5 protein-coding genes and 1 pseudogene are annotated in these 5,533 nt (G+C 68.9%); 2 read left to right on the top strand and 4 right to left on the bottom strand.

What is annotated here, in order from left to right:
• Window positions 1–890 (top strand): hypothetical protein (locus VFL64_RS01585; protein WP_489538624.1); only part of this gene is annotated, 890 nt, incomplete at its 5' end.
• 101 nt (window positions 891–991) lie between these two features.
• Here VFL64_RS01585 and VFL64_RS01590 read toward each other — a convergent pair.
• Entirely contained in the window at window positions 992–1,807 is an 816-nt protein-coding gene (locus tag VFL64_RS01590; RefSeq protein WP_489538625.1) for an HDOD domain-containing protein, read from the bottom strand.
• A 173-nt stretch (window positions 1,808–1,980) separates the two neighbouring features.
• On the opposite strand from VFL64_RS01590, the gene VFL64_RS01595 reads away from it, so the two are divergent.
• A complete protein-coding gene (locus tag VFL64_RS01595) occupies window positions 1,981–2,598 on the top strand; it encodes a TetR/AcrR family transcriptional regulator (RefSeq protein WP_489538626.1) in 618 nt (205 codons plus the stop codon).
• Window positions 2,599–2,610: 12 nt separating this feature from the next.
• On the opposite strand, the gene VFL64_RS01600 is transcribed toward VFL64_RS01595, so the two are convergent.
• From VFL64_RS01600 to VFL64_RS01610, 3 genes and pseudogenes are all read right to left on the bottom strand, one after another.
• The gene (locus VFL64_RS01600) at window positions 2,611–3,369 is read right to left on the bottom strand and encodes a TSUP family transporter (RefSeq protein ID WP_489538628.1); all 759 of its coding nucleotides are present in this window, start codon (window positions 3,367–3,369) and stop codon (window positions 2,611–2,613) included.
• 281 nt (window positions 3,370–3,650) lie between these two features.
• Window positions 3,651–5,156: a sensor histidine kinase gene (locus tag VFL64_RS01605; protein ID WP_489538627.1), complete on the bottom strand. Its 1,506-nt coding sequence runs from the start codon at window positions 5,154–5,156 to the stop codon at window positions 3,651–3,653.
• Window positions 5,157–5,287: 131 nt separating this feature from the next.
• Window positions 5,288–5,533: pseudogene (locus VFL64_RS01610) on the bottom strand (oxidoreductase); the annotation flags it as partial.

Raw genomic sequence — 5,533 nt, forward strand, 5'->3', positions numbered from 1 at the left:
CAGGTGCATTGCTGGCGGTAGGCGTCTGCCTGGCGGTGTTCGCGCCGCACGTGGTGTGGATGGTGAACCACGACTTCGTGACCCTGAAGTACGGCTCGGCCACGCTGCACCAGCTCGACGACCTGCCGCAGCGCCTGTACAAGCTGCTCTCGTTCAGCGCGCTGCAGCTGCGCATGCTGCTGTGGGTGCTGCTGAGCATGGGCGCGTTGGCCCTGTGGATGCGCAAGCAGCCGAAGAGCGAGGCCCTGCCCGGTGCGCGCGTGAGCGACCGCGAGCGCCGCGCCTGGCTGCTCGGTCTGCTGGGCTGGCCGCTGGCGGTGCTGGCCGTGCTGTGCCTGGGACAGGGCGTGCGCCTGCAGGACCACTGGGGCTTCCAGGCGATGCAGTTCATCAGCCTCTGGCTGGCCTGGCAGCTGCGCTCGCTGGGGCCGAAGGCGGCGCCGCGGCTGCTGCTGCTGGCGCTGGTGGTGCACGTGCTGGCCATGCTCACCTACTCGCGCTCGGTGTGGGACCCGAAAACCCTCGACCAGCGCGGCCGGCCCGACCAGTTCTACCCGGCGCAGGCCCTGGCCGACGCGGTGGTGGCCGACTGGAAACGCCACACCGCCTGCCCGTTGCGCTACGTGGTGGGCGGCACCTACGAGGCGGGCATGGTGTCGGTGTACTCGGGCCAGAACCCGGCGATCCTGGAGGCGGGCGTGCCCGCGCTGTCACCCTGGATCGACATGGCCGACCTCCAGCGCTCAGGCGCGGTCTACGTCTACAACGAGCCGCCCGCCCGCCTGCCCGGACCCGAGCCGCTGAACAAGCACGCCTTCACGCTGCCGGGCAGTGACAAGTCGCTCTACGACGTGTACTGGACGATCGTCCCACCAAAGGCGTGCCCTTAAAGCCCGCGGAGCGGGCGACAGATCAAGCAACGCCAGCGGAACCGGCTTTGCCGGGCCGCCAGGCGGCGCCCCTCGGGGGCAGGAGCGCAGCGACTGGGGGGCTAACCCCTCACAGCGGCGTCTTCGATCTGCTGCTGGACTTTGCGCGCGCCGCGCAGCACCAGCGTCTGGTCGAGCATGGCCTGCGGGGCCACGGCCTGGGCGACTTCATCCAGCGTCTCGGGGTCGGTCATCAGCGCATTGGCCAGGGCCGACAGCGCACAGATGGAGCGGCGCGGCGCCTGCGCCGGCAGCTGGCGCAGGGCGTTCACGCGCACGTGGTGTCGCACGCTGGCCACCGCCGCCGGGCCCAGGCCCCAGCTGTCGCAGAGCGAGGCGCCCAGGGCGTCGTGGCTGACGCCGAAGGTTTCGTATTCGCGTTCGACGAGCTCGGAGTCGTTGGCCGCGGCCAGCAGCATCGGCCGGTAGGCCTCGGGGGCGTGCTTGAACAGCACCGCCTTGCCGCATTCCTCGAACAGGCCGGCCGAGTGCGCGCCCCAGGGGTCGACGCTCAGCGCCTGGCCGATGCGGCCCATCAACAGGCCACGCACACTGGCGCGCTGCCACACGGCCTCCAGCTCGGGCGCCGCCGGGAAGACCGCACGCAGGCCGAACTCGAAGGTCACGGCCGCCACCTCGCGGGTGCCCAGGTACATCACCGCCTGCTGCACGCTCTGCACCCGGCCCTTGAGGCCGTAGAGCGAGGAGTTGACGGCCTTCATCACCGCCGCCGCCAGCGCCATGTCCGACTCGACCAGGCGGCCCAGGGTGGGCAGGTCGACGTCGTCGTCGGCCAGCAGCAAAGACAGCTTGACCAGCACTTCGGGCTGGGCAGGCACGTCGATGTTCAACGAGCGGAGCTTGGGATCGACTGGCATGGCGGTGTCCGGGTCAGTATTTCTCACGGAACATGCTACTGGGGCGCTCCCCCGGCAATCATTCGAACAGCCTTGCATATTCCAGCCAACTCAGCCCTTCGGAAACCACTAACACGACCGTGCTATTGGCTCCATATACTCGCCTCCTCTCCTGGGATAACAGGTGCCCCGCCATGGCCATCAAGCTCGCCAAAAGCGAACAGACGCTTCAAGCGATCATCAAAACAGCCCTGCAGATCGCGGTCGTCGAAGGCCTGCACGCCGTCACCTTGGGCGAGGTGGCCAAGCGCATGGACATCAGCAAGAGCGGCGTGTTCGCCCGCGTCGGTTCGCTCGAAGCGCTGCAGCACAAGGTCATCATCGAGTACGGCCGCATCTTCGCGGCCAACGTCTTCCTGCCCGCGCTGAGCGAGCCGCGCGGCCTGCCGCGCCTGAACGCCATCATGCGGCTGTGGATCGGCCGCGGCACCGGCGAGAACGCCATGGCCGGCGGCCTGCACACCGCCGCGGCCTTCGACCTCGACCACGTGGAAAGCGCGCTGCGCGACCAGCTGCTCGAGTCGGTGATGGCCTGGCGCAACCAGTTCAAGCGCACCATCCAGATCTGCATCGACGAGGGCCACCTGCGCCCCGACACCGACCCGCTGCAGCTGCTGTTCGAGATCAACAGCCTGATGGTGGGCTTCCTGCACGACGCGCGCTTCGTGCGCGACCCGCTCGCCCATGAACGGGCGTCTTCGGCCTATCTGCGCCTGATCTCCACCTACCGCAGCTTCAGCTACACGGGCTGAGGGCTGCGGCCTTCAGCGCAGGAAAGCGTCGTAACCCGTCTTCAAGATCAGGGCCGAGACGACGGCAATGAACACGCTGCGCACGAAGCCGGCACCGTGCTTCAACGCGAGGCGCGTGCCGAGCAGGCTGCCCACCACATTGGCCACCGCCATCACTGCCGCGATGTGCCACCACACATGGCCGGTGAAGGCGAACAGCACCAGGGCCGCGCTGTTGGTGGCGGTGTTGAGCAGCTTGGCGCTGGCGCTCGCGCTCAGGAAGTCGTAGCCCAGCAGGCGCACGAAGAGAAAGACGAAGAAGCTGCCGGTACCGGGGCCGAAGAAGCCGTCGTAGAAACCGATCACACCGCCGATGGCGCTGGCGATCAGCGCCTCCTGGCGGCCGCTGAAGCGCGGCGCGTGGTGGCGCCCCAGGTCCTTGCGCGCCAGGGTGTAGACCAGCACGGCCAACAGCACGAAGGGCAGGGCGCGGCGCAGGCCACCGGCGCTGACCAGCGTGACCGTCCAGGCACCGGCCAAGCTGCCGGCGAGCGCGGCACCGGCGGCGGGCAGCAGGGCGGCCCAGCGCATCGAGACCTTCTTGGCGAACTGGGCGGTGGCCCAGGCCGTGCCCCACACGGCGGCGCCCTTGTTGGTGCCGAACAGCGTGGCCGGTGCAGCGCTCGGAAACACGCTGAACAGCGCGGGCACCAGGATCAGCCCGCCACCGCCGACGATGGCATCGACGAAGCCGGCGAACAGGGAGGCGAGGGTGACGGTGAGGAGATCCAGCGGCGTTGCGCCGTCGCGGCGCCCAGAAGACACAAACCAGAAAACACAAAGGGCGTCAGGTTGCCCTGACGCCCTTGGATTTTGTCATCGGCTCGTGCGCTTCTTGGGTGCCGGCCTTTGTATGCAACCTGGGAGCTTTGTGCTGCGGGTTGCCTTGTTTATGTCTCCTCAGACCCCCGCCAGTGCCTGGCACTTGAACCGTGCCAGCCGCGAGTGGGGCGGACTTTATGACTCTCGTGTGGCGCACACACTAGGGGTTTTCCTGCGCCAAGCTGGGGCAATCAAGGTGCCGCGGCGGGGAAAGTGAGCACAACCTCAGTGCCTTTCTGCAGAGCGCTCGCCACCCTCACACCACCCCCGTGCAGCTCGGCAATCCGCTTGACGATGGCCAGGCCCAGGCCCTTGCCGCCTTCGCCGGTGGCGGGCGCCACGCCCTGGCGGGCCTGGTAGAAGCGGTCGAAGAGTTGCGGCAGGTCGGCCTGGGCGATGCCCGGGCCGGTGTCGGCGACCTGCACGCGCACCGATTCCGTGCCACTCTCTTCGGCCGTTAGCGTGATGCGCGCGCCCGCGGCGCAGAACTTGAGCGCGTTGTCGACCAGGTTGGCCACCGCGCGCTCGAACAGCTCCACGTCGACCTCGGCCACCACCGGCGCCTCGCCGTGCAGGGCTTCCAGTGTCACGCCCTGCTGGCTGGCCCGTTCCGCAAAGCGGGCGGCGATGTCGTCCAGCAGCTCGTGCAGGTCGACCCGCTCGCGGCGCAGCTGGAAGGCCGGCTCGTCGAGCGTGGCCAGCTCGCCCAGCGATTGCACCAGGCGCGCGGCGTTGCGGGTGTTGCGCAGGGCGACTTCGGCCAGGCGCAGGTCGGCGCCGCGCGCCGGGTCACCGGCCCAGCCGGCCTGCAGCGTCTCCAGGCAGGCGGTGGTGGCGGTGAGCGGCGAGCGCAGGTCGTGCGAGAGGTTGCTCACCGCCTCGCGGCGGAAGTGGTCGAGCCGGCGCAGCGCGTCCCACTGGCGGCGCAAGGTGCTCAGCATGGCGTCGAAGGCCCGGGTGAGCTGGCCGAACTCGTCGCGCGTGGCAGCGGGCAGCAAGGGCTGCGCCTGTGCAGCACCTTCCTGCAGGCCCTTGTCGGACAAGGCGGCCACCACCTGCGTGAGCCGCTTGAGCGGCCGCGTGACGGACGCGATCACCAGGGCCGCCAGCAAGGTGGTGAAGCCGACGATGGCCACGATCAGCCACATCGCAGGGCGGCCGAAGCTGGAACGCAGCGCCTGCCAGCGACTCGGCGGCAGGCCCTCCTTGTGGCACACGAGGTACAGGTAGCCGGCCACGCCGTCGCCGCCGCGGATGCTCGGGCGCGAAATGGGCTTGGCGGCGATCACCGCGTCGGCGTCCATGCGCTCGGGGTCGTCGCCCATCACGTAGGGCATGGGCGGCGAGGCCGCCGCCTGGTGCACCGGCCCCATCGCCACCTTGAAGCCCGGCGGCAGCTGGACCGAGCCGGTGCTGGCCAGCACCGTGCCTTGCGCGTCGAGCAGGTAGAGCTGGGTGTCGGGCTCGAACAGCACCAGGTTCTTCAGGAACACACCGAACTCGTCGGGGTGGCGCTCGTGCAGCTCGAAGAGGTTGTCGTGCAGGGCCACCACGCGCTGCAGGAAGGCGGCGGCGCGCAGGTAGGTGGTCTCGTGCTCGAAGCGCTGGAAGGCGAACACCACCGTGGCGAGCACGGCGAGGGTGGTCACCAGGCCGGTGGCGAAGATGGTGAGGGCGAGCTTGAGGCGGACGGTCATTCGGAGCGGGTATCCGTGCCGAGGGCTGAGCGGGCCTTCGATACCTCAGGCTGAGCGGACTGAGTGTGTTCGAAGGGTGGCTGCGCAGGGGGAAACCGCTCAGGCTGAGGTATCGAAGCCCCGCACCGATCTCACCCCAACTGCTGCTCCAACTGATGCAGCACCTGGTAGCAAGGCAACACTTGCGCCACGCTCGCATTCGGCTCGCGCCCTTCGCGGATCGCCGCCACGAACTCGCGGTCCTGCAGCTCGATCCCGTTCATCGACACATCAACCTTCGACACGTCGATCTTCTCTTCCTTGCCGTTGAACAGGTCGTCGTAGCGCGCGATGTAGGTCGCCGTGTCGCCGATGTAGCGGAAGAAGGTGCCCAGCGG

This window comes from Rhizobacter sp., from assembly GCF_035702065.1.
Lineage (GTDB): Bacteria > Pseudomonadota > Gammaproteobacteria > Burkholderiales > Burkholderiaceae_C > Rhizobacter.